This window comes from Paenibacillus sp. S150, assembly GCF_019352175.1.
In the GTDB taxonomy this organism is placed as follows: domain Bacteria; phylum Bacillota; class Bacilli; order Paenibacillales; family Paenibacillaceae; genus Paenibacillus_AQ.
Genome location: NZ_JACBYI010000055.1, coordinates 17,386 through 37,941, shown reverse-complemented (window position 1 = coordinate 37,941; position 20,556 = coordinate 17,386). Strand labels below are relative to the sequence as shown.

Here is a 20,556-nt window from a genome sequence, read left to right as displayed (position 1 = left end):
TCCGGTGACGGATGAAGGAAACTCACTCCTGAAGATGGGGAACTGACGAAGGAAAGCCGTGTGCGGGAAATCCGCATGCACGGTTTGACGGGGAGTCCGAGGGAGTAATCCCTCGTCTTACCCTACTTGAAAGATAAGAATTCATCCTGAATTTCGAAAGTGAAATGAACAAATCCAGACCGGACAAGGGATAAACCCTCTTTTTCCTCACCCATTGGGTGCAAGCTGTTTGTAGCAAGACATCCCTTCGTGTAGAGCTTTTTAGATGATTTGTGGATACTTACTTTCGAAATTCAGGTTTATAGGTTTTGGGGTCCCCGCAAAGTACCTGAGTCATTAATCGAAGCCAAGGCCCACGGGGACTGGAGCGAAGTGGAAAAAGTAACACTAATGGGCTTGAATTTCAGGTTTAACGGGCTTTAGTGGGATTTTGTACACTTCATGGAGGCCCACTCCCCCCATCCGGCTGATTTCAGCCGGATTAGTTGTACTTTTTCCCGCTAAGGCTGGTCCAGTATCCGAATGCATTGGATTAGTGTTCCTTTTTACCATTAAGGCTGGCGAAAAAGCGGCGGAAGGGAATTTGGAGACTGCAGGAGCAGAGCGTCTGCCTTTGTCTGCGGATTTCCACCGCGAACAGTGGTATACATCAAGAAACCAGGTTCAATCTATATAAATTATCATTCTATTTCTCGCTGAAACGGATACCGTTCTTATAAGGACGGCGTAGCCGTTTCTGCTTAAATATAAGCTTTTATAAGAAAAAAGGGGGAACTGGGATGAAATTCAGTGATTTTACGGCTGACAGCTGGACAGAAAACAGGAGATTCTTCGATACTTGCCTCCTCCCGTTTACAGGGCTCAGCGGCTTGGAGAGTCCGCCTGAAGCTGCCGAGGCGCTGGAGAGGCTGCGGGATTTTATGGATCTTGCGGAAAGGCCGTTTCAAGGCCGCGTTGTGACCTATCCGGCTTTACAGTATAATGGAGCCGGAAGTGCGGCCTATATCAATGAGATTTGTCAAAAAGTCAAATCCAGCGGTTTCCAGTATGTGATCGTGCTGAGCGCAGATACCGCCCTGGCGTCCGCCGGGATTGTTGAAAGCGATTTATTGCTTTCCCTGCCTGATATTGAGGGTTTTCAGGACAAAGCTTCAGGCAGCTATATCAGAGATGAAATCCAAGCAATGTGGCACAAAATGAGCTGAGACAATTGTGACAGAAAATCAACATTTTTTGAATAAAAGCCCGAGCAGGACCGTCACAATTTAGACAATATTCTTGACGGGTTTTAGAGCGTGGGCTATGATTAGATTGAACTTATGCCATGTGATAAACGTCATTGAAAACGTATTATTTACAGAAAATTGCTTTTGTTCTACACTGCAGGTGCCTTCTCAAATGTGAAAAGGGGGTTACACACCGTATGAGCAGCCATAATGAGGAGCAGGAGACATTATCGCCAGGACCTCCCAGCCGGAAGGAGATGTCCCGCAGACAGTTTCTGACGTACACTCTTGGGGGCGCAACCGCATTTATGGGTGCCGGTGCGATTCTGCCCATGATCCGTTTTGCAGTGGACCCGGTATTACATAAGAAAGGCGCGGGAGAATTCATTAAAGTTGCGGAAGCTGCGAAGATCACCGATGTGCCTCAGGAGTTCACCTTTGAGCTTCCGCAGCAGGACGGATGGTACGCCAGTACGGCTACCTTGACAGCCTGGATCCGCAAAGACGAGAACGGAGAAATTTATGCGCTTTCACCAGTCTGCAAGCATCTGGGCTGTACGGTGGGCTGGAACAATGACAAGTCATATCCGGATGAATATCACTGTCCCTGCCATGGAGCAAGGTACACGAAGCTGGGCAAAAATCTTGCCGTAGCCCCCAAGCCTCTTGACCAGTACAAGATCAAGCTGGACGGCGATTGGGTCTACCTGGGTGAGATTGTCCCCAATACTGAGGTTAAGAAGGAGGCGTAAATCTGATGTTTAAAAATGTCTACAACTGGATTGATGAACGTCTGGATATTACGCCGATCTGGAGAGATGTCGCCGACCATGAGGTTCCCGAGCATGTCAATCCGGCGCATCACTTCTCGGCATTTGTGTATTGCTTCGGCGGACTCACTTTTTTCATTACGGTCATTCAGATCCTATCAGGCATGTTCCTCACCATGTATTATGTACCGGATATTATCAACGCTTATGCCAGTGTCGAGTATTTGCAGACCAAGGTGGCTTTCGGTCAAATTGTGCGCGGAATGCACCATTGGGGAGCGAGCCTGGTCATAGTAATGATGTTTCTGCACACCATGCGGGTGTTTTTTACCGGATCGTACAAGGCGCCGCGCGAGATGAACTGGGTCGTCGGGATGCTGATTTTTTTCGTGATGCTGGGCCTGGGCCTTACCGGCTATCTGCTTCCCTGGGACAATAAAGCTTATTTTGCCACCAAGGTTACGCTTGAGATTGCCAATTCCGTACCGGTCATGGGGCCGGTGCTGAAGGAGCTGATGCAGGGCGGCAGCATTGTTGGTGCGGAAACGCTGACCCGTTTTTTCGCCCTCCATGTATTCTTCCTCCCGGCGGTCCTGCTTATTCTGCTCGTCGGACACTTTATTATGATCCGCAGACAGGGGATCTCTGGTCCGCTCTAAGCCCTGGCCACAGCAAAAGGAGGAAATGCAATGGCTCACGGAGACGACTCCAAAGAAAAGGTTGTATATGTGGGGGATTCAAGGGTGCGCAGGGGCAACGGATTCATCACGCCCCCGGATTACACGGCTTATCCCGGCAAATCGGAAGCCTTCATCCCTAACTTTTTGCTTAAGGAATGGATGGTCGGCGTTGTGGTGCTGGTTGGCATACTTGTGCTGACGATTTCCGAACCGGCTCCGCTCGGTTTCCCTGCCAATGCCAGTGCTGCGGTCATTCCGATTCCCGACTGGTATTTCCTGTTCCTGTACCAGTACTTGAAGCTGCCTTATGCATCCGGGGATTACATTGTTCTTGGAACACTTGGCGTTACCGGGGTAGCCTTCGGCTCGCTGCTGCTGGCGCCTTTTCTGGATACGGGCCGGGAGCGCCGTTTCTACCGCAGGCCGATAGCGTCCTCTCTGATGTTCCTTTCGCTGGCGGCGATCATCTATCTGACCAACACGGCCTGGACGGAATATAAGCATGAAATGGCTGAAACCGGCCAGATTCCCGAGGACGTGCAGCGCGAGGAAAAGGCGGCAGAGAACAGGGCCAAAGGCCTGCCTGCCGCCAGTGCTGTCCAGGCGAAGGAAATTGCTATTGTGGACAAGGATGATCCGGCTATGGCCCTGTTCAAGCAAGCCACCTGCGTTTCCTGCCATGCAGCGGATTTGAAGGGGGCCGGAGGGCCATCCCTGCGCGGAGTGGGAGACACCCGCGATAAGGAGGCCATTCTTGCCATCATCCGCAACGGACAGGGCCAGATGCCCCCGATGGCGGAAACTGCGATGTCAGCAGGTCTTAGCGAGCAGGACATCGACAGTCTGGCAGGCTGGCTTGCCAAACAAAAAAACGAACAGTAAAATAATGATAACGCAAAAACCTGATCGTACCTGCGGTCGGGTTTTTGTATGCATTCCTACCAAACCCACATTCGGGAGGTTAAAGATTGTATATGCCGGTTCACTGGTTTGAGAGACTGTTCAAGCACCGGGGAGTCATGTGGCTGCTCTTTATTGTGAATTTCCTCGGAACGATTTACGGGTACATATGGTATGGCAATCAGTTGGAATTTACAGCAAATAACTATCCCGCCTGGCTGCTTCCCTTCGTTCCCGACAGCCCGACGGCAAGCTTGTTCTTTACGATTGCACTGCTGCTGCTGCTCTATCCTCCCAAAGGAGTCAAGGGAACGCTCGTGCGCGAGCTGATCGAGGCGCTGGCTGTTGTCACGTCGGTGAAGTATGGCATTTGGGCGGTCAGCATCATTTTTGCCGGAGGCTACCAGGGGGATGCCATCAGCTGGAAGGACTGGATGCTGGTGGTTTCGCATACCGGGATGGCGGTTGAAGCTCTGATCTACGCCCGCTTCTTCTCCTTCCGGCGAATGCTGCCCCTGGCGTTGTTCTGGGCATTTGCCAATGATATGGTGGATTATTCGGAGGGTGTCTTCCCTTGGCTGCCGGATGTGCTGGAGGATAACGTGACCGAAGTGCAGTACTTTACCATTGGCCTGACCTTTTTCAGTACAGCCGCAGCCTGGTTGTCCGGGGGCAGGTCCAGAAGGGCTGAACGGCTGGACAAGCCTCCGGCCGGCCGCTGACAAGCTGTTCTATCTCTTGTCCTCCTGCCATACATTTAGGGTAGGAGGGATGTCTCATGCCGCGCAGGGGATATGTTGTGCTGACAGGATTGATGTTGTGCTGGCTGCTGGCCGGCATGAATGCAGGTGCAGTGAACGCGGAGGCCGGAGAGGCTGTGCAGGGAGCAGGCGCCGGATTGCCGGGGCAGGCAGAAACCGCGGAGGGGATTGACGCTCCGGCACTTACCGGCAGGAGTGCTGCCCAGCGGCTGGATGAAGCGGCGGAGGCTTTGTACGGCTATGTGCTGGAAGGCGATGTCGTTAAGGCAAGGCAGGAGAGTGATAAGGTCTCCCAGATCTTTGTATCTTCTTCGTTCGAGGGCCTGACTACAGTGGAGGGGATAAATGCGCTGTCCGATGTCATTATTGACTTGAAGGCTGCGCTGGCTGCTGTACAGCCCGCTCCGCAGAAATGGGAAGCGTCTGCAGCGAAGCTCCGGCTTGCGGCGAACAGCCTGAACCATCCGCGTCAGCCGATGTGGCTGCAATATTACAAGCTGATCCGCGAGGATCTGAACGATATGGAGCAAAGCGCTGCCGCAAATGATCTCAAAAGCTGGCAGGCCGCGCTGGAACGCCTCCAGAGCAGATACGATAATATCCGGCCTGCGGTTATCATCTCCCGTCCGCCGGAAACGGTCAAAGCCTTTGATTCCTGGCTGTCCTATGCCGCTGGCGTTCCGGCTGCCTCACAGCCAGCGGGGCGCAGCCGTCTCATCGAGATCATCTCCTATGGCCAGGATGCCGCCCGGGTGATGTTCGGCAAAGAAAAGGACGAACCGGCACTGTCACTGCCGCTTGCCCCGCAGAGCTATGGGGCCTGGGGGCTGCTCGCCGGCGGCTTTATCATTGCCGCGCTGGCCTATGCCGCATACCGCAAATACCGCGGGGAGAACGAGGAATGGAAGCCGATATAAGGGCATATGAGGCTCCCGGCGAGTGATAGAGGAACGATGCGCTGGCAGGCAGGCTGGGCCAGGGCGGCAAAACAACGGCAGAAATGCCGTTAACAATGCGTGCTATGCCCGCAGATAAGGTAATGCGCTCGCAAAAACGACTGCCTCACTTGCAGAGGTTCCTGCAGGAGGCAGTCGTTTTTGCGCTGTTTTCGTGCTGTGTGCCAGTGATCAGCGCACCGGTCAGGTCTCCCGGAAGCCCTCGCCGTGGACATCGTGAACATCGCTGATGATGACGAAGGCCTTGGTATCAACCGATTTGACCAATTGGCTGAGACGGCGGATCTCCTGTCTGGAAATTACGCAGTATACCATATACTTGGCCTGTTTGGAGTAGGCGCCGATGGCCGGGATCAGCGTTACGCCGCGGTCCATTTCCGCTGTAATAAGGTCAGCGATTTCCGGGGCATTGTCGCTGATAATCGTGAATGCCTTGGCGGCATATGCCCCCTCTTGAATGAAGTCAATGACCCGTGAAGCTATAAAGACCGCCACCAGTGTGTACAGTATTTTTTCACGGGGAATATAGAGCAGGGAGGCGCCGATAATGATGACGTCCACAGCCAAAATAATCTGCCCCATACTCCATCCGAATTTGCGCCCGAGAATTCGGGCCACTATATCCACGCCGCCTGTAGTGCCGCCGAACCGGAACACAATGCCAAGCCCCAGGCCGAGCGTAACCCCGGCATATAATGAAGCAAGAATGAAGTCATGCTCGGTGCTGAATGTAACGATCCAGCCGGCATCAATCATCCGCTCGAACAGCCAGAGGAAAAAGGATAACGAGCCGATCCCGACGCCTGTATATGCGATTTGCCGCGCACCCAGCGCCTTCCAGCCAAGCAAAAAGAGGGGGAGGTTAAGCAGCAGAGTGCTTAGGAAGATAGGTACGCTGAACGCATAATTAAGCAGGATCGTAATCCCGGTTACGCCGCCCTCCATCAACTGGTTGGGTACGATAAAGTACAGCAGTCCGAAAGCGTAAACTGCGGCCCCCAGCATAATAGGCGCTGCGGTTTTGCCAATGGCGGAAGCCATTTTAAATGATGAATTCATGTAATCCCTCGCCTGGCCCTTTAATGGGCAGAATGTAAAGCTGACAGGTGCAGCTCTAATGAATAGAAGCTGACAATGAAGAAATGTCAACGTTGTACGGCTTTCTTGAGCTGCCGTGAAATATTGGCTTTAGCGGTTGCTTTTCAGGGTTTACAGCCAGCGCCGGCCGGAGTGGGGCATCCGGAAATGTGCAGCCCCTAAAAAAGATTTGTCTTCAAAACGTCTTTACGATAACATAGGGGCAAACAGAAGGCAAGAACATACAGGGGGGCGGAGAAACAATTTATGGATAAAAGTCTTGGTGATATACAACGTGAGGTTGATGCCTATATCTCACAATTTAAAGAAGGTTACTTCAGCCCGCTGTCCATGCTGGCCCGGATGTCGGAGGAGGTAGGCGAGCTTGCCCGCGAAGTCAACCATCAATTTGGCGAAAAGCCCAAAAAAGCGGATGAAGCGGATAACTCGATTGAGCTTGAGCTGGGAGACATTCTGTTTATAACGGTGTGCTTCGCCAACTCGCTGGGAATTGATCTAACGGAAGCCCACAATAAAGTGATGCACAAGTTCAATACCCGTGATGCCGGACGGTGGACTCCCAAAAACACCGATTAGGCTTCTATAACATATGCTGTACCAAACGAACGGGATTTAGCCGTGGGGATGGTGGGCAAATGAATCATAACGACTATGTCAAAGCGGCATACCGCTCTATACTCCGCAGTGATTTCGCCGAGGCGATCACGTTGTTCGAAGCGGCCATTGCGGCCAGTCCGGATGATGCCGAGGTCAGGTACCGCTGCTCCATAACGTATGCCCGCAGCGGCATGCTGGAAAAAGCGCTGGAGCATGCCGGGGCAGCACTGAAGCTGGATGGAGGAAAACCGGAATACAGGCTCCACCTTCAGCATCTGCAGGCCCTGCAGCTCGTGCAGGAGGCCAAAAAGCTCCTGGAGGAAGAGGTTGCCGGGGCTGCTAATCCGTATCATCCGATTACCCTGCTGAAGGAAGCGATTGTCCTTGACCCATTGTACGGGGACGCTTATGTGTGGCTTGCAATCGCACACAGCCGCATGAATGAGCATCTGCAGGCAATTGCTGCACTAAAGGAAGTTATTTCCCTGCACCCGGATGATTCCGGGCTGAAGCAGCTCATGAAGGACCTTCAGAAATCGTTGCAAAAATATATTCAATAAATTGGAGCCAGTGAAAGCGAGGAGGAATAAAATGGACGGCAAGATCAGGGTTATCGTCTCCGGTGCAGGAGGCAGAATGGGCAAAGAGGTTGTAAAGCTGGTGCTGCAGGATGAAGAGCTGGAGCTGGCAGCAGCGGTAGACCGTTCGGCAAGCGGCAGCGATGCCGGCCGTTTGGTGGGGCTGGAAGAGAGCGGAGTCAAGGTTGTGACGGATCTGGAAGCTGCCCTGGCGGGGAGCAGCGGAGAGGTTCTCGTTGATTTCACTACGCCGCAGTCGGCCTATGCCAACACTCTGCTTGCCATAAAATATGGGGTGCGTCCGGTAATCGGTACTACCGGATTCACTCCGGAGCAGATCACTGAGCTGGACAAGCAGTGCCGGGAACAGGGAATTGGGGGGCTTATCGCGCCCAACTTTTCTATCGGAGCGATTCTGATGATGAAATTTGCGGCTCAGGCGGCGAAATACTTTCCGCACCTGGAGATTATTGAATATCACGGCGACCAGAAGCTGGATGCGCCTTCGGGTACCGCCATCAAAACGGCAGAGCTGATTTCGGAAGTGCGGAAAGAGCTTCGTCAGGGAAACCCGGAAGAAGAAGAGGTAATTGAGGGCTCGCGCGGAGGCTATTATAATGGATTCCGCATCCACAGTGTCCGGCTTCCCGGTGTTTTTGCGCAGGAAGAGGTGGTCTTTGGCGGTTTCGGGCAATCGCTCAAAATCCGCCACGATTCCTATGAGCGGGCAGGCTACATGCCCGGAGTCAAAATGGGAGTCCAGAAGGTGATGGGTTATACCGGGTTGATCTACGGCTTTGAGCATTTTATAGAATAGATGGGGGAGAACACACCATGTTGAAAATTGCATTTATCGCGCATGACCGGAAAAAAGATGAGATGGTTAACTTTGTGACAGCATATGAGCATGTGTTTGTCGGGCATCAGATGTATTCTACCGGAACCACAGGCCAGCGTATTATGGAAGCAACGAAGCTGTCCATCCACCGTTATATGTCAGGACCGCTCGGCGGCGACCAGCAGATTGGCTCAATGGTTGCAACGGATGAGCTGGATTTGATTATTTTCCTGCGCGATCCGCTGATGGCGCAGCCGCATGAGCCGGATATTACAGCACTTCTTCGCCTGTGCGATGTGTACGGCATCCCGGTGGCAACCAATATCGCCACGGCCGAGATTCTGGTCAAAGCGATTGACCGGGGGGATTTCGGCTGGCGTGAGCTTGTACATAAGTACAAGCCTGGTGTGGATGAATGAAGCTGGATATTCTTGTATTCGGCGCGCATGCCGACGATGCCGAGATCGGCATGGCGGGAACCATTGCCAAGCATACTGCCGCCGGGCTCAAGGTGGGCTTGTGTGATTTGACCTCGGCGGAAATGTCGTCTAACGGTACTGTGGAGCGGCGCAAAATGGAGGCGCAGCAGGCCGCTGATCTGCTTGGCGCTGCTGTACGCACCAATCTGGGGCTGCCGGACCGGGGGCTGTATATGACGGAGGGGCAGCTGGCGGCAGTGACGCTGGAAATCCGCCGGTTTGCTCCGGATATTGTGTTTGCGCCTTATTGGGAAGACCGTCATCCGGATCATATTGCCTGCAGCAGGCTGGTGGAGGAAGCGGTATTCAACGCCAAGCTGCGCAAGTATATGCCGGACAAGCCTGCGGTGCCTGCGCCGCAGCTGTATTTTTATTTCATTAATGATTTGGGGCGCACGGACCTTATCGTCGATGTAACAGGGCAATATAGCCTTAAGGAGCAGGCGCTGTCCTGCTACCGCTCCCAATTTGAGAAAGCGCCGGGCGGGGATGTTGTGTCTACCCCGTTAAATGAAGGTTATATTGAACGTGTCCGCTCACGGGATATGCTGCTTGGGCAGCGGAGGCTGATTCCTTATGCGGAAGGGTTCGCCAGCAAGGTGCCGCATACGGTGGAGCTGTTCAAAGCCGCTGTCAAGCGGCATCCAGCTCTGTGAGCTTTATAAAATCGCCATGAACCACTATAATCAATTCATATCATTACACAAAATAATGAAGTTAAGTCTTTTAAAGGGGACGGAGCGATGGACCGGCTAAAAATAGGCATCACCTGTTATCCGTCTCTGGGCGGCTCGGGTGTTGTGGCGACAGAATTGGGCAAGCTTTTGGCCGAGAAAGGCCATGAGGTCCATTTTATTACACATAGCATCCCGTTCCGGCTTGGAACGTTTCAGAAAAATATATTTTATCACGAAGTTGAGGTTAATGATTATTACGTTTTCCGTTACCCGCCCTATGATCTGGCACTGGCGACCAAGATGGCCCAGGTGGCCAAAATGGTGGGGCTGGACCTGTTCCATGTGCATTACGCAGTGCCGCACGCGGTCTGCGCTTATCTTGCCAAGCAGATGCTTGGCAACGATATCAAAGTGGTGACAACCCTGCACGGAACCGACATCACGGTGCTTGGCCAGGATGAATCGCTGAAGGATCTGATCCGTCTTGGGATTAACCAGAGCGATGCGGTAACGGCAGTTTCGCAGGATCTTATAAAAGAGACGCGTCAGGTGCTGGATATCACGCGCGATATTGACCTGACTTATAACTTTGTTGACAAGCGTGTGTATTATCCGCGCGATGTAACCGATCTCCGGGGGGATTTTGCCTCTCCGGATGAAAAGATCCTAATGCATATCAGCAATTTCCGGCCGGTTAAACGGGTCTCGGATGTGGTCGATATTTTTGCAAAAGTATCCCAAAAGCTGCCCTCACGCCTGCTGCTTGTCGGCGAGGGGCCGGAGCTCCCGAAAATTCAAGCCAAGATCTGCGAAATGGGCCTTGAGGAAAAGGTCCGGTTTCTTGGCAAGCAGGATGAGATCGCCCAGGTGATTTCGCTCGCGGACCTGCTGCTGCTGCCTTCGGAGAAGGAAAGCTTCGGGCTGGTGGCGCTGGAAGCGATGGCTTGCGGGGTGCCAACCATCGGCTCGGAGACGGGAGGCATTCCGGAGCTGATCCAGCATGGAAAGACCGGTTATCTGGCACCTATCGGTGATACAGACGCCATGGCGGGATATGCAGTGAAGCTGCTGACGGATGCACGCATTATGGAGCAGTTCCGAAAAGCATGCCTGGAGCGGTCCTGCAATGATTTCAGCAGAGATGTGATTACCGATCAATATGAGGATATATATTACCGTGTGCTTGGGTGCAAGGTGCGCGGTCTGGATACGATTCAGAGGTAGGGAGTGCTTGGGGTATGGAATGGACAATGGCGCCATCCGGAATGGCAGAAGCTGCAGGCGGGGTAATATCCGCTTTGCTTGCACATGGCCATGAGGCCTATTTCGTTGGCGGCTGCATCCGCGATGAGCTGCTCGGGCGGCCGGTGCATGATATCGATCTGACGACTTCGGCGCTGCCTGGAGAGGTTATGGACATTTTTCCGCGCTGCGTCCCTACCGGACTTGCGCATGGCACCATCACTGTTCTTCAGAATGGCTGGAGCTTTGAAGTAACGACGTACCGGACGGAGAGCGCCTACACCGACCACCGCCGCCCGGGGCACGTCTTATTTGTAAGCGATGTGAAGGAGGATCTCCGCCGCCGTGATTTCACAATCAATGCGATGTGCTGCGGTCCGGATGGAATTCTGGTAGATCCTTTTGGCGGGGAGGAGGACTCCCGCCGCCGGTTGGTCCGTTGTGTGGGAGATGCGGAGGAACGCTTCGACGAGGATGCGCTGCGCATGCTGCGCTGTGTCCGCTTCGCGTCGGTTCTGGACTTCTCCATCGCCAAGAATACCTGGCGGGGACTGCTGCGCCAGCGGGACAAGCTGGCGCATATTGCTGTGGAGCGCGTTCGCGCGGAGCTTGACCGCATCGTCCTCGGCCCGCACCCGCAGCGCGGCCTCGGTCTCCTGGCCCGCAGCGGGCTGCTGCCGCGCGGCAAAGCGCCGTTCCCCTGGACCGGCAGCGACATGGCGGCAGCCGCCGCCCTGACGGCCGGGATCGGGGACCTGCAGGACGCCCGCCTGCGGTGGGCGCTCCTGCTGCATGCCCTGAAGCGGTCGGCCGGGGAGGCCGACGAGCTGCTGCGGGCATGGACGTTCCCGGGGGCGACGCGCAGCGCCGTCGCCGGAGTGCTGCGCGTCCGCGAAGCGTGGAGCGCAGCGCTTGCGCAGGTGCCGCCCGGGGAACCCGGCGGCACGGAGGCCCTGCGGCGGCGCTGGATCGCTGCCGTGCTGGCCCACGGCCAGTCAGCCGCCGAAGGGTGGCTGACGCTGCTTTCGGCGCTGCCGCAGGCCGCCGTGCCCGTGGCGCCGGACTGCGGCGCCCCAGCCGTGCAGCGGCCCGATGCGCCGGACCTCCCCATGCTGCGTTCCTGGACCGCAGCAATGCCGCTGCACAAGCTGGCAGAGCTGGCGGTGACGGGCAAGGAGCTGGCTGACGCTCTAGAGAAGCGTCCGGGCCCGTGGCTGGGCGTGCTGCTGCAGAGCCTGCTGCTGGCTGTGGCGGCGGGCGAGCTGCCAAATAACAATCAACTATTGCTGCTGGAAGCAAAAAGGATGGATAGGGATGAACAGTAACGAGAGACTCCGGCTTCCCGGGGCCGGAAGGGAGGCGTTTACGTCCAGCTGGCCGGACCGTGTGCAGCTGCTGGGAACGGTGGTGTCCACACAGGAAGAGGCCAAAAGGCTCGCCGAGAGCGGCGCGCCCGAAGGTACGGCCGTCCGGGCCGAGGAACAGACCGGAGGCCGGGGGCGGATGGGCCGGAAATGGTATTCGCCGCGGGGCAAGGGCATATGGCTGAGCGTTGTGCTGCGCCCGGAGCTTCCGTTGTCACTTACTCCGCAGCTGACGCTGCTGGCCGGGGTTGCCGTGTGCACAGCCATCCGCGAGGCTACCGGCGTGCAGGCAGGCATTAAATGGCCGAATGACCTGCTGGCAGGCGGGCGCAAAATTTGCGGCATCCTGCTGGAATCCTCCCTGCGGGAAGGCGGGCTTCATTACTGTATCGCCGGCATTGGCATTGCCGTTAACTTGACAGAAGAAGACTATCCCCAGGAGCTGCAGGGAATCGGCACCTCGCTGCTGATAGAAGGCGGCGGCATTCCCGTTGACCGTTCAGCGCTTACTGCTGCTGTTCTGACGGAACTGGAGTTTTTATATTTTCTTTATATGGAACAGGGCTTTAATCCGATCAGGGAGCTGTGGGAATCGATGTCGGTCACGCTGGGACGCCAGGTGTGCTTCAATACCCCGCAGGGGCGCTGTGAAGCCACGGCCGTGGGCCTGGATGACAACGGAGGGCTGCTGCTTAAGGATGGAACGGGAAGCATCACCAGCGTGCTTTCAGGAGAAATAGAAATGATTTAGGATGATAAGGATGACCTTCCTTGTCATCCTTGTTTAAAATATAAGCCTTTATCCTGAATTTCGAAAGTAAGTATCCACAAATCCTCTAAAAAGCTCTACACGAAGGGATGTCTTGCTAAAAACAGCTTGCACCCAATGGGTGAAGGAAAAAGAGGGTTTATCCCTTGTCCGATCTGGATTGGTTCATTTCACTTTCGAAATTCAGGTTTATATGTTTCACGCTATCCATTATCCTTCTATTTCCCGCTGAAGCACCCCCTCCCCTATAAGGACGGCGAAGCCGTTTCCACTTGTCGTTTAGGAACTTATGCTTTTCGTCATTTGTGTATAAGGCAGGTATGAAGTTAGGGCAAAATTATAATGCGTCTTAATTGTGCTGAATGGTGCTGGGTCTGCGGGTTCTATGTTTTGCAGGAGGAAGCGCGGAATAGAGCGGGTCCAACCGAGGCCGCTACCGGGGCAGGGGCGTGAAGTGGAATGGAGTAAAGTGGAATTCGTAAGAATTAGTACACTTGCATGGACGGAATAGTCTTAAAGGAATCTTGGGAAAAAGTCGGCTTTATCTGAATTCAACCCGTAATCTTATTCCAATCAGGAAACCTGGCTTTAACAGCGGCCGGAAGAACCCTCTGAACCCGCAGCGGACTTCATTCACATCGTCAACCGCTGATTTTGGTGTTGAGCCAAAAAGGCAATTGAATTTATAGGAATGGAACCGGCGTACATGAAAACGCTGATGAAACGCAAGGAGGTTCATAGGGAACGGAAGCGAAGTGTAAAAAGTAACACTAATGGGCTGAAATTCTGGCTTGAACGGGCTTTAGTGGGATTTTGTACACTTAATGGAGGCGCGTTCATCCCATAAAGGCTGTTTTCAGCTGAATTAGTTGTACTTTTTCCCACTAAGGATGATCCGGAATCCGAATGCATTGGATTAGTTATACTTTTTACCACTAAAATGGCTGCCCTTTTGATTAATGTGTTTCAAGGTCATCTTAATTTAGGCGTACTCCTCTGTAAGGGAGAAACGGATCGATTAGGGATCCTTTTCCCGCTAACGCAAGCGAAGAAGAGAATATGGGGATTACGTTCACTTTTTCAGACTGTTGAGAAACCCGATTTTTAATGATTTTCGATTAGAAAACGCCTTATAAATCAAAGGTTTATTATTCCGATCTCCTCAAAAAAGCTACTTTCTTAACAGTCTGACTTTTCCACTTGGGCCTAGGCCGCCGGGTCTGAGCAGGAAGGTCTGGAGGGATCGGGGAGGAAGAGCTTCAGCCGGCCGGGGGAACCGGAGAGCCAGGGAACCGCAGCCAGCCTTACAACTGAAATGCAAACAGCTCGCTGTCCAATGAAGGACGGCATCGCCGTTTTGTTCTTTAAGAATTTATATGCTTTGCACACTAAATTATCCTTCTATTTCCCGCTGAAACACCCCGTCCTTTACAAGGACGGCGCAGCCGTTTCTGCTTATTGGTTTACTTGCCTGCAGATTTTGTTATAATAAGGGCAGAGACGGCATCGAGAAGTCGAGCTGTACTCCGGAGAAACCTTTTATATTCAGAAGTTTGCTGCTTTATTCACCTTCATAACTGATTTCACGGTTACGTTGGATTCTGCTCTGAGCCGTAAGGACCGAGACAGAAGGGACGATCGCGAGTGACTCTTTTTTGCCCTTCGGACCTTTTTAGCGGACCATGCTAAAAGGTTTTTTTGTTTGCGCGTTTACGCGTAATTAACTGCGAAAAGGGGAATGGGAGCCTATGGCTGACAAACATGCGCTAAATATTGTCAAAATGAAAAAAATGAAAGCGGACGGCGTGCCGCTGAGCATGCTGACCGCTTATGATTATCCTTCGGCCTTGCTGGCTGAGGAAGCGGGCATTGACATCATTCTGGTAGGTGATTCACTGGGGAATGTGGTGCTTGGCTATGACACCACCTTGCCGGTAACAATTGAAGATATGGTATATCACACCCGCTCCGTTACCCGGGGAGCGCAGAACACCTTTATTGTGGCCGACATGCCGTTTATGACCTACCACGGCAGCGCCGACGAAACATTGCGCAGTGTGCGCAGACTGATGCAGGAAGGCCGGGCGCATGCCGTCAAAATGGAGGGCGGACTGGATATTTGCGGCGCCGTATCTGCTGTGGTGTCTGCCGGAGTTCCTGTGCTGGGCCATATCGGGCTTACCCCGCAGTCGGTGAATATGATCGGCGGCTACCGCATTCAGGGCAAGGATGCCGCAGATGCCCGGCGGCTGATGGATGAAGCGAAGGCGCTTGAAGCTGCCGGAGTGTTCGGGATTGTGCTGGAGCTGGTGACCGAAGAGGTGGCTGCTGCCATCTCCAGGGCCGTCAGCATTCCGACGATCGGGATTGGCGCAGGCCGTTTCTGTGACGGCCAGGTGCTGGTTTTCCATGATTTGCTGCGCTACGCCTCACCTTACCGGAACAAACGGTTTGTCAAAACTTACGCCGATGTGGGCAGCCTAATCCGTGAAGGAATCAGCAGCTATGTCCAGGAAGTGAAGGACCGCTCCTTCCCGGCGGAACACCATGTCTTTAACGCAGAAGAGCATGTGCTGGAATCTTTGTACGGCGCGGCCGGAAAAGGAGAGGAATAAGATGAGAGTAGTCAGAACGGTAGAGCAATTGCGGGAAGCGCTGGATTATATGCGGATGGGGGGACACACGCCGATCGGCTTTGTGCCGACGATGGGTTATCTCCATGAAGGACATGCCAGCCTGATCCGCAAGGCGGGAGAAATGAGCCGCACGGTCGTAATGAGTATTTTTGTCAATCCGCTGCAGTTTGGCCCCAGCGAGGACTTCTCTTCCTATCCGCGCGACGAGCGGCGCGATCTGGAGCTGGCGGAGCGTGAGGGAGCCGATATCGTTTTTATTCCTGCCGTTGAAGAGATGTATCCGCAGCCCATCCGCACCAGGATTACAGTGGACTCGCTTACTGCTCAGCTGTGCGGAGCTTCCCGCCCGGGCCATTTTGACGGTGTAACCACGGTCGTAAGCAAGCTGTTCAACATGGTACAGCCGGATTATGCGTTCTTTGGACTTAAGGATGCCCAGCAGGTAGCCGTTCTGCGGCGGATGGTGTCGGATCTCAATATGAATGTGGAAATAATCGCCTGCCCGATTGTCCGGGAAGCCGACGGACTGGCGTTAAGCTCGCGCAATGTCTACCTCGGCAGTGAAGAGCGCACCCAGGCCCTGGTCCTGTCCCGCGCGCTGCGCGAGGCCCGCAAGGCAATTGAAGCCGGAGCTGTCCAGACAGTAGATCAGGCGCGGGGGCTGCTGATATCCGTTATTTCTTCCTCGCCGCTCGCAGTAATCGATTATGTGGAAATTTTATCCTTCCCGGGCCTCGGAGCCTTGGACGGCGGATCGCTGCTCAGCGGGGCAGAGGGAGAGGTTATTATGGCACTTGCCGTGAAGTTCGGCAGAACCCGCCTGATCGACAACAATGTATTTATTCCCAAGGAGGTGCACGCCCTTGTTTAGACATATGATGAAATCCAAAATTCACCGTGCCACCGTAACCGAAGCCAATCTGAATTATGTGGGGAGCATTACCATTGATGAGGATCTGATGGAAGCGGCCGACCTGCTGGAGAATGAAAAAGTGCAGATTGTGGACAACAATAACGGTTCCCGGCTGGAAACCTATGTTATTCCCGGCCCGCGCGGCAGCGGCGTTATCTGTCTGAACGGAGCGGCAGCCCGCCTCGTGCAGCCCGGAGACACGGTAATCATCATTTCCTACGCCATGCTGTCCAATGAAGAGCTGGCGGCCCATAAGCCGACGGTGGTGTTCGTGAATGCGGACAATAAGCCGGTCAAGCTGGCGGATCATGAACTCCATGCCACAATTGCCTGAAGCTTAAGCCATGCAATGAATGGCAGGGATGAAGAGACCCTTACTTGTGAAAAATGAAGGCAGGCAGGCTTAAGCTGATTTCATTTTCAGTAAGGGTGGGATGTTCCGTGTTTCAACATTTATTTGCTGAGATGAACAAGTTGCTTCAGGAAATTGCCGCCGACTTCCCTACTGCGGAGGGTGCCCGCCGGGATGATCTTTTATGCAAGTACAACATGCTGCACCGGCTGAGCGATGAAGTGATGGATGAATGGCTGGCCTTTGCCGAGAAGCTGAGCGATTTTCGCCAAAACGCGGATTTTTCACCTCATTCGGATGAAGAAGGAGCACAGACGGCAGAAGCTCCGGAGCTGGCCATGGATTCCTTTGTCCGCGGACAAGGCTACTACAAGCTGCTGATGTACCGCAAATGCATTGACCAGTTCAAGGAAGTCATCACCCGTTATCCCGACAGTCTGGCAGCCCGTTTGTATCTTGCCATGGCTTATCTGCAGGAAGGGGACGGCGAAACCGCCTGGAGCCATCTGCATCACATGCTTGCCCTGGTCCGGGAAAGGAAGCTGAAGGCCATGATTTATAACGCGCTGGGCTGCATCAGGGCCTCTCAGGAGCGCTTTGTTGAAGCCCGGGAGCTCTTTGGCCTTTCCCTGCAGCATGATCCCATGCTTCCGGAACCAAGCATCAACTTGGAGGTCTGCCGCAGGCGCGGGGGGCAGCTGCAATTTGGACATCAGCTGGTTTCGCTTTTATAATCATTATTCAGCCATTTTAGCGATGCAACCTGCTTGCCGGGGGATGCATCGCCTTTTTTCATAACTTCTGTTATGCTGATAAGGAGTCTCATGTGAAAGGGAATAGAACTTATAATGAAATTTGCCGTGCTTGATTTTGAAACTACAGGGACCCAATCCGTGGGTGAGATTATCCAGGTGGGCCTTGCCATAATAGAAGAAGACCGGTCCATTTCCCGGGTGTATGGCTCCTTCGTCAAGCCCGGAACGCCGATTCCCCCATTTATTACGGGGTTAACCGGAATTGCAGACAGTGATGTGCAGGATGCGCCGGAGCTGGATGAGATGATGATGGAGCTTGTTCCGCTGCTCGACGATGTAGTGCTGGTTGGGCATAATGTGGCATTTGACTTTCATTTCCTGCAGAATGCGCTGGACCGGTGCGGTTATTTGCCGTTTCAGGGACGGATTCTGGATACCATTGATTTTCTCAAAATATGCTTTCCGTCACTGACCACCTACCAGCTGGGGACGGTAAGCTCCCATTTCGGCCTTACGCATGAGCGTCCGCACCGGGCGGACAGCGATGCGCTGGCAACCGCACTGGTGCTGCTGAAATGTCTGGATGAGCTGTACAGCCTGCCTCTGCTGACCATCCAGCGGCTGAATGAGCTGTTTGCCGATGAGGACAGCGATTTGGCCTGGTATTTCGACGGGCTGCTGCGGGAGAGGGAAATGGAGACCTTCCAGCCGGAAGGCGAGCTTACCTTTTACCGTCAGCTTGCGCTGGCCGCGGGAGACTGGACGGAGCTGGCCCCTCCCCGCGGGGAAGGAACCGGAAATCCATTGCAGAATATTACTTTTGAGGAATATATGGAAGAGGTAACCAAGCGGCTCAGGGAGAGCCTGCCCCAATACGAAAGCCGTGAAGCCCAAGAGATGATGATTCATGAGGTAATGACAGCGCTTGAGGGTGACAAGCATCTGCTGATTGAGGCGGGGACAGGTACCGGCAAGTCGCTGGGCTATCTGCTTCCGGCCATCTATCACAGCGTGCGTTCTGACCAAAAGGTCATGGTAAGCACACACACCATCAACCTTCAGGACCAGCTGCGTGAGCGCGACATCCCTTTATTGACGAGTGTCGTGCCGTTCCCGTTTAAGGCTGCAATCTTCAAGGGCAGGGGACACTATTTGTGTCTGCGCAAATTTGAACATAAAATAAACAAAAAGGATTTTGCGAGTCCCAGAGAAGAGGCGCTTACTGCGGCGCAAATGCTTGTATGGCTGACCCAGACGGAGTCGGGAGACGATGAGGAGCTGAATCTGAACGGACGCGCCGGCGATTTCTGGGAGACAGTGGCCAGTGACACGGATTCCTGCCTCGGGCGTTCCTGCCCGTGGTTCCGCAAATGCTATTATCACCGTGCCAAGCATGAGGCCGGGATTGCGGATGTCGTCGTGACCAATCACTCCAAGCTGTTTGCGGACGTCAAGGCCGGCCATCAGCTCCTTCCGGCTTACGAGCACCTTGTGATCGACGAGGCCCATCATCTGGAGGACATTGCCGGCAAGCATCTGGGCATGCAGATGAAATATTTCACTGTTGCCCATACGCTTACGCGTCTGTATAAGGACAGCCGGAGCGGTCAGCTGCCGGCACTGCGCCAGACGCTGCAGTCGTCCGGCAGCGAGCAGGCGGCGGAATGGAGCGGCGTGATCGACAGGATCTATCCGGATCTGCTGACGGTTAAGGAAGCGTGGGACACACTCAGCGACAGGCTGTTCGCCCTGCTGCCGGAGCGCAGCGATGCTGCAGCGGGGGAAGCGGGGCAACTGGTTGCGCGCCTTCTGCCGGGCAGCAAGCCCAGGGACTGGGAAGAACTGGCAGCGCTTGAGAACACGCTGAATCTGAGCCTGAGCGATATAATCCGCAAGGGTGACAAGATGCTTAGCGAGATGCGGGAATCGGAAAGCCAGTCGTCCTCGGACAGTCTGGTGACAGATATCGGCGGGCTTTTCAAGGATTTGGCCTCCATCCGTGAACAGGTGCGTTTCTTCATGAACCTGAATGACGAGAATATTGTCTATTGGATGGAAGGAAACGGCAATTACCGCGGCAAGTCGCTGCAGCTTTATGCTGTCCCGGTTGATGTCAGTGCCCAGCTGAAGGAGCTGTTCTTCGATAAAAAGAAAAGCATAATCCTTACCTCGGCAACACTGTCCGTGGATAAGTCCTTTCAATTCATGATCGACAATCTGGGGCTGGGTGGGTTTGCAGAGCAGGGACGCCTGATGACCGCACTGCTCCCTTCGCCGTTCAAGTACCGTGAACAGGCGCTGCTGGTCATTCCGCGCGATTTCCCAAGCGTCAAAGGCAGTGTGGGCGATGCCCGCTTTGTCGATATGCTGGTGCATTCGCTGGCAGAGGCCGCCGCGGCGACCAGGGGCCGGATGCTGGTGCTGTTCACTTCCTACAAAATGCTTCGCCAGGTATATGATCCCCTGAAGGAGGCGCTTGTCCCGCAGGATATCACCGTACTGGGCCAGGGAGTGGAGGGCGGCAGCCGCAGCAAGCTGATCCGGCGTTTCCAGGACAGCGCCGCTTCCGTGCTGCTCGGGACAAGCAGCTTCTGGGAGGGAGTGGACATTCCCGGCGAAGCGCTGACCTGTCTGGCCATCGTCCGGCTTCCCTTCCAGCCGCCGAACCATCCGCTTGCGGAAGCCAAGGCGGAGCTGCTGCAGGCGCAGAAAAAAAATCCGTTTATGAAGCTGTCGGTTCCCCAGGCCGTTATCCGCTTCAAACAGGGTTTCGGCCGTCTGGTACGGACTGCACAGGACCGGGGTATTGTAATTGTATATGATACCAGGGTTATCGAATCTTATTATGGAAAATACTTCCTATACTCGCTTCCGGGACCCAAGATGGAGCATATGCTGACTGATCAGATGGTTCCACGGATTGCGGAATGGCTTGAAGAAGGCGGCGTATCCTAAAATCGGCTAT

Annotated in this window: 20 protein-coding genes; 19 read left to right on the top strand and 1 reads right to left on the bottom strand. The window is 54.2% G+C overall.

The window, feature by feature from the left end; all coding sequences use genetic code 11:
* Nucleotides 1-779 precede the first annotated feature (779 nt).
* The 6 genes from HYD27_RS29150 to HYD27_RS29125 all read left to right on the top strand — a co-directional run bounded on the left by HYD27_RS29150 (nucleotide 780) and on the right by HYD27_RS29125 (nucleotide 5,254).
* Nucleotides 780-1,205: a DUF2487 family protein gene (locus HYD27_RS29150; protein WP_219221172.1), complete on the top strand. Its 426-nt coding sequence runs from the start codon at nucleotides 780-782 to the stop codon at nucleotides 1,203-1,205.
* 218 nt (nucleotides 1,206-1,423) lie between these two features.
* Entirely contained in the window at nucleotides 1,424-1,978 is a 555-nt protein-coding gene (locus HYD27_RS29145) for a Rieske (2Fe-2S) protein (RefSeq protein ID WP_219221170.1), read from the top strand.
* A 5-nt stretch (nucleotides 1,979-1,983) separates the two neighbouring features.
* Nucleotides 1,984-2,655 (top strand): menaquinol-cytochrome c reductase cytochrome b subunit, encoded by a 672-nt coding sequence (qcrB, locus tag HYD27_RS29140; RefSeq protein ID WP_219221168.1) that lies wholly within the window; start codon nucleotides 1,984-1,986, stop codon nucleotides 2,653-2,655.
* Between the two features lie 30 nt (nucleotides 2,656-2,685).
* On the top strand, nucleotides 2,686-3,558 hold the full coding sequence (locus HYD27_RS29135; protein WP_219221166.1) for a menaquinol-cytochrome c reductase cytochrome b/c subunit: 873 nt from the start codon (nucleotides 2,686-2,688) through the stop codon (nucleotides 3,556-3,558).
* A 92-nt stretch (nucleotides 3,559-3,650) separates the two neighbouring features.
* Nucleotides 3,651-4,298, top strand: a complete 648-nt coding sequence (locus HYD27_RS29130) for a DUF1405 domain-containing protein (protein WP_219221174.1) — start codon at nucleotides 3,651-3,653, stop codon at nucleotides 4,296-4,298.
* 56 nt (nucleotides 4,299-4,354) lie between these two features.
* The gene (locus HYD27_RS29125; protein WP_219221165.1) at nucleotides 4,355-5,254 is read left to right on the top strand and encodes a sporulation protein YpjB; all 900 of its coding nucleotides are present in this window, start codon (nucleotides 4,355-4,357) and stop codon (nucleotides 5,252-5,254) included.
* Between the two features lie 222 nt (nucleotides 5,255-5,476).
* Here the strand turns inward: HYD27_RS29125 and HYD27_RS29120 are convergent, their stop codons facing one another.
* A complete protein-coding gene (locus HYD27_RS29120) occupies nucleotides 5,477-6,352 on the bottom strand; it encodes a YitT family protein (protein WP_219221163.1) in 876 nt (291 codons plus the stop codon).
* Nucleotides 6,353-6,637: 285 nt separating this feature from the next.
* On the opposite strand from HYD27_RS29120, the gene HYD27_RS29115 reads away from it, so the two are divergent.
* From HYD27_RS29115 to dinG, 13 genes are all read left to right on the top strand, one after another.
* A complete protein-coding gene (locus tag HYD27_RS29115) occupies nucleotides 6,638-6,967 on the top strand; it encodes a nucleotide pyrophosphohydrolase (RefSeq protein ID WP_036698080.1) in 330 nt (109 codons plus the stop codon).
* Between the two features lie 59 nt (nucleotides 6,968-7,026).
* Nucleotides 7,027-7,548 carry a tetratricopeptide repeat protein gene (locus HYD27_RS29110; RefSeq protein WP_219221162.1) on the top strand — a complete coding sequence of 174 codons (522 nt, stop codon included), beginning with the start codon at nucleotides 7,027-7,029 and terminating at the stop codon, nucleotides 7,546-7,548.
* Between the two features lie 31 nt (nucleotides 7,549-7,579).
* Nucleotides 7,580-8,383 carry a 4-hydroxy-tetrahydrodipicolinate reductase gene (gene dapB, locus HYD27_RS29105; protein ID WP_219221161.1) on the top strand — a complete coding sequence of 268 codons (804 nt, stop codon included), beginning with the start codon at nucleotides 7,580-7,582 and terminating at the stop codon, nucleotides 8,381-8,383.
* Nucleotides 8,384-8,400: 17 nt separating this feature from the next.
* A complete protein-coding gene (gene mgsA / locus HYD27_RS29100; protein WP_219221159.1) occupies nucleotides 8,401-8,823 on the top strand; it encodes a methylglyoxal synthase in 423 nt (140 codons plus the stop codon).
* A complete protein-coding gene (gene bshB1 / locus HYD27_RS29095; protein ID WP_219221158.1) occupies nucleotides 8,820-9,539 on the top strand; it encodes a bacillithiol biosynthesis deacetylase BshB1 in 720 nt (239 codons plus the stop codon). The genes mgsA and bshB1 overlap by 4 nt, the downstream gene beginning before the upstream one ends.
* Before the next feature lie 87 nt (nucleotides 9,540-9,626).
* Nucleotides 9,627-10,784 (top strand): N-acetyl-alpha-D-glucosaminyl L-malate synthase BshA, encoded by a 1,158-nt coding sequence (gene bshA, locus HYD27_RS29090; protein ID WP_219221156.1) that lies wholly within the window; start codon nucleotides 9,627-9,629, stop codon nucleotides 10,782-10,784.
* Between the two features lie 14 nt (nucleotides 10,785-10,798).
* Nucleotides 10,799-12,127, top strand: coding sequence for a CCA tRNA nucleotidyltransferase (locus tag HYD27_RS29085; RefSeq protein WP_219221153.1), 1,329 nt, complete (start codon nucleotides 10,799-10,801; stop codon nucleotides 12,125-12,127).
* Complete coding sequence (locus HYD27_RS29080; RefSeq protein WP_219221152.1) at nucleotides 12,117-12,917, top strand: biotin--[acetyl-CoA-carboxylase] ligase; 801 nt, start codon at nucleotides 12,117-12,119, stop codon at nucleotides 12,915-12,917. The genes HYD27_RS29085 and HYD27_RS29080 overlap by 11 nt, the downstream gene beginning before the upstream one ends.
* Before the next feature lie 1,766 nt (nucleotides 12,918-14,683).
* Nucleotides 14,684-15,550 (top strand): 3-methyl-2-oxobutanoate hydroxymethyltransferase, encoded by an 867-nt coding sequence (panB, locus tag HYD27_RS29075; RefSeq protein WP_219221150.1) that lies wholly within the window; start codon nucleotides 14,684-14,686, stop codon nucleotides 15,548-15,550.
* Nucleotide 15,551: 1 nt separating this feature from the next.
* Complete coding sequence (gene panC / locus HYD27_RS29070; protein ID WP_219221148.1) at nucleotides 15,552-16,442, top strand: pantoate--beta-alanine ligase; 891 nt, start codon at nucleotides 15,552-15,554, stop codon at nucleotides 16,440-16,442.
* Complete coding sequence (gene panD / locus HYD27_RS29065) at nucleotides 16,435-16,818, top strand: aspartate 1-decarboxylase (protein ID WP_219221146.1); 384 nt, start codon at nucleotides 16,435-16,437, stop codon at nucleotides 16,816-16,818. The genes panC and panD overlap by 8 nt, the downstream gene beginning before the upstream one ends.
* A gap of 107 nt (nucleotides 16,819-16,925) precedes the next feature.
* Nucleotides 16,926-17,570, top strand: a complete 645-nt coding sequence (locus HYD27_RS29060; RefSeq protein ID WP_219221145.1) for a tetratricopeptide repeat protein — start codon at nucleotides 16,926-16,928, stop codon at nucleotides 17,568-17,570.
* 114 nt (nucleotides 17,571-17,684) lie between these two features.
* Entirely contained in the window at nucleotides 17,685-20,546 is a 2,862-nt protein-coding gene (gene dinG, locus HYD27_RS29055) for an ATP-dependent DNA helicase DinG (RefSeq protein ID WP_219221143.1), read from the top strand.
* The last annotated feature ends 10 nt before the right edge of the window (nucleotides 20,547-20,556 follow it).

Coding starts and splice junctions, on each gene's coding strand:
- bshB1 (WP_219221158.1), top strand. CDS start 8,820: ATGAAGCTGGATATTCTTGTATTCGGCGCGCATGCCGACGATGCCGAG.
- panB (WP_219221150.1), top strand. CDS start 14,684: ATGGCTGACAAACATGCGCTAAATATTGTCAAAATGAAAAAAATGAAA.
- HYD27_RS29125 (WP_219221165.1), top strand. CDS start 4,355: ATGCCGCGCAGGGGATATGTTGTGCTGACAGGATTGATGTTGTGCTGG.
- mgsA (WP_219221159.1), top strand. CDS start 8,401: ATGTTGAAAATTGCATTTATCGCGCATGACCGGAAAAAAGATGAGATG.
- HYD27_RS29110 (WP_219221162.1), top strand. CDS start 7,027: ATGAATCATAACGACTATGTCAAAGCGGCATACCGCTCTATACTCCGC.
- HYD27_RS29135 (WP_219221166.1), top strand. CDS start 2,686: ATGGCTCACGGAGACGACTCCAAAGAAAAGGTTGTATATGTGGGGGAT.
- HYD27_RS29085 (WP_219221153.1), top strand. CDS start 10,799: ATGGAATGGACAATGGCGCCATCCGGAATGGCAGAAGCTGCAGGCGGG.
- panC (WP_219221148.1), top strand. CDS start 15,552: ATGAGAGTAGTCAGAACGGTAGAGCAATTGCGGGAAGCGCTGGATTAT.
- HYD27_RS29080 (WP_219221152.1), top strand. CDS start 12,117: ATGAACAGTAACGAGAGACTCCGGCTTCCCGGGGCCGGAAGGGAGGCG.
- dapB (WP_219221161.1), top strand. CDS start 7,580: ATGGACGGCAAGATCAGGGTTATCGTCTCCGGTGCAGGAGGCAGAATG.
- bshA (WP_219221156.1), top strand. CDS start 9,627: ATGGACCGGCTAAAAATAGGCATCACCTGTTATCCGTCTCTGGGCGGC.
- HYD27_RS29130 (WP_219221174.1), top strand. CDS start 3,651: ATGCCGGTTCACTGGTTTGAGAGACTGTTCAAGCACCGGGGAGTCATG.
- dinG (WP_219221143.1), top strand. CDS start 17,685: ATGAAATTTGCCGTGCTTGATTTTGAAACTACAGGGACCCAATCCGTG.
- qcrB (WP_219221168.1), top strand. CDS start 1,984: ATGTTTAAAAATGTCTACAACTGGATTGATGAACGTCTGGATATTACG.
- HYD27_RS29145 (WP_219221170.1), top strand. CDS start 1,424: ATGAGCAGCCATAATGAGGAGCAGGAGACATTATCGCCAGGACCTCCC.
- HYD27_RS29120 (WP_219221163.1), bottom strand. CDS start 6,352: ATGAATTCATCATTTAAAATGGCTTCCGCCATTGGCAAAACCGCAGCG.
- HYD27_RS29115 (WP_036698080.1), top strand. CDS start 6,638: ATGGATAAAAGTCTTGGTGATATACAACGTGAGGTTGATGCCTATATC.
- HYD27_RS29150 (WP_219221172.1), top strand. CDS start 780: ATGAAATTCAGTGATTTTACGGCTGACAGCTGGACAGAAAACAGGAGA.